This is a genomic window from Actinomadura bangladeshensis (assembly GCF_004348335.1).
Lineage (GTDB): Bacteria > Actinomycetota > Actinomycetes > Streptosporangiales > Streptosporangiaceae > Spirillospora > Spirillospora bangladeshensis.
Map to the genome: position 1 here is coordinate 1 of NZ_SMJW01000490.1, position 2,379 is coordinate 2,379.

Here is a 2,379-nt window from a genome sequence, read left to right on the forward strand (position 1 = left end):
GGGCCGTCCACGTCCGGGAGGGGCCTGGCGCGGTACGGCTTCCACAGGTCGAGCATCTGCGCGTCGAGCCGCGCGTCGAACGCGGGCGCCGCCGAGCACCAGAGCATCACGCCCCACGCGGCGGCGACGGTGGACGGCGTCTCGGACGTGAAGTCGGGCCACCGGTGCGGGTAGTCGGGCGCGGGCAGCACGGCCGCGGACTCCAGCGTCGACCGGACGCGCGACGTCAGCTCCGTCGCGAACCCGTGGCCGACGAACGGCAGCCCCGACGGCGGGTCGTAGGCGAAGTCGGGCCCGGCCGGGACGACGTGCGGCGGCAGGTTCGGCACCTGCCCGGCGCCCTGCTGCGCGGGCCGCGCCGCCATCCGGACGGCGGGCGTGCGGGGCGGCGGGCACAGGTACCACTGGCCGTCGGACGGGTGCAGCCGGTACCAGCGGGCCCACGCGCCGAACAGCCACCACGTCCCGTCCGGGAGGACGAGCATGCGGCCGCCGATGGCGTGGTGCCGCTGCTGCGGGGGCGCCGTCGGCCACCACGCGGCGGCCACCATCGCCCGCGTGTCGCGCTCCGCCCCCGTGAACGGATCCCCCGCGTACGGATCCCGCCCCCGTTGCGGGCTGGGCGGCGGAGCACTGCCATAGCCCGGTCCCCACACCACGAAGGTCATCGTAGTCAGCAGAAAACGCCCGGGGCCTGCCTGACCGGCGCAGAAGCCGCATCACCCCAGGTCAGCGAGCCCCTAAACCGGGCTTGACGCCGCGCCGAGCCCTGCTGCGGGGAGTTACCGCCAGGTGGCGGCGCGGTGCTTGGCGGCCTTCTCCATGTAGATCGCCGGGGTGTGCTCCAGGACGAGCCGGTCGTTGTCGTTCAACTCCCGGACGACCTTGCCCGGCGTCCCGGCGACCAGCACGCCGGACGGGATCTTCTTGCCGGGCGGCACCAGCGCGCCGGCGGCGATCAGCGTCCCCGCGCCGATCCGGGCGCCGTTCAGCACGATCGCGCCGATGCCGATGAGCGCGCCGGTCTCGACGTGGGCGCCGTGCACCATCGCCTTGTGGCCGAGGCTGACCCGGTCCTCCAGGATCGCGGGCATCCCCGGGTCGCAGTGCAGGCAGGACAGGTCCTGGATGTTGCACTCGTCGCCGACGACGATCTCCTCGTCCTCGGCGCGCAGCACCGAGCCGTACCAGACGCTGGACCCGCGGCCCAGCGTCACCCGCCCGACGACGACGGCGCCGGGCGCGACCCACGCCTCCGGGTCGATCTTCGGCCGGTCGTCACCCAACGCTCCGAGGTAGCTCATGCGGCCGATGCTAGGACGCGTCCCGGCCCGTCCGGGACGCCGGGTCCGCCCGTGGATCCGCCGCGGGGGCGCCGTCCGGCCGGGACGGTTCCCGCCCGGAAGGTCCGGTTCCGGCCCGCGACACGACCCCGTCCGGGAAGCGGACTTTGCCGGGATTAGATAGCTTGTCGAGCCCATCCAGATGAAGAAACGGCAGCAAGAACCGCGATCCGGTTGCGCGAATGGGGTGAGCCGGACAAGAGTCGTCCTGACGTTTCCATGTGGGCCCGCTCAGGCGGGTGAGGCTGTTATCGCAACCGACCCTGACGGGGTGATGACCCCCGCCAACGACCCCCAAGGCACCATGAGCAACGAAGCCGAGATCCTCCCGAACCTCCTCCAAGACGAGTCCTTCGAGATCGTGATGCGCGGCTACAACCGCCGTCAGGTCGACGACTACATCGCCCGCGCCCTGCACAAGCACCGCGAGCTGGAGGCGCGGCTCGCCCGCGCCCAGGACGACGGCGAGCGCCTCCGCCGCGAGATGGCCGAGCTCCGGGAGGCGCGCAAGCCCACCGGCGACGACCTGAGCGACCGGCTCCGCCAGATCATCAACCTCGCCGAGGACGAGGCCCAGGACAAGGTCGCGCAGGCCGAGGCCAAGGGCGCCGAGATCCGCGAGGACGCCGAGCACGAGTCCAAGCGGATCATCGACGAGGCCCGCGCGCACGCGGACAAGAACCTCGCCCAGGCGCAGGACAAGGCCGACCACGTGCTCGCGTCCGCCAAGAAGGAGTCGGAGAGCGTCCTGTCGTCGGCCAAGCAGGAGGCCGAGCAGACGGTGACGAGCGCGCGGCTGGAGGCCGAGCGCACCCTCACCGCGTCCGAGCGGCGCGCCGGCGTCATCAACGAGGGCGCCACGCAGCGGCTCACCGCGCTCACCAAGAACCACACCCAGGCCCTGCAGCGGCTCACCGAGATCAGCGACACGCTGCACCGGCTGCTCACCGCCGAGAACGAGGCCGGGCCGCTGGAGAAGATGGTCGAGGACGCCGTCCGGCAGAGCGCCCCGCGCAAGCAGGCCCCGCCCGCCGCG

Annotated in this window: 2 protein-coding genes and 1 pseudogene; 1 reads left to right on the forward strand and 2 read right to left on the reverse strand. The window is 73.0% G+C overall.

The window, feature by feature from the left end; translation table 11 throughout:
• Both E1284_RS40200 and E1284_RS40205 read right to left on the reverse strand, forming a co-directional pair.
• Positions 1-668 (reverse strand): annotated as a pseudogene (locus E1284_RS40200) (hypothetical protein); the annotation flags it as partial.
• A 114-nt stretch (positions 669-782) separates the two neighbouring features.
• The gene (locus E1284_RS40205; protein WP_131945359.1) at positions 783-1,304 is read right to left on the reverse strand and encodes a gamma carbonic anhydrase family protein; all 522 of its coding nucleotides are present in this window, start codon (positions 1,302-1,304) and stop codon (positions 783-785) included.
• A 343-nt stretch (positions 1,305-1,647) separates the two neighbouring features.
• Between E1284_RS40205 and E1284_RS40210 the strand changes: the two genes are divergently transcribed.
• Positions 1,648-2,379: DivIVA domain-containing protein (locus E1284_RS40210; protein ID WP_131945360.1), on the forward strand; the 732-nt coding region annotated here is incomplete at its 3' end.

Coding starts and splice junctions, on each gene's coding strand:
- E1284_RS40205 (WP_131945359.1), bottom strand. CDS start 1,304: ATGAGCTACCTCGGAGCGTTGGGTGACGACCGGCCGAAGATCGACCCG.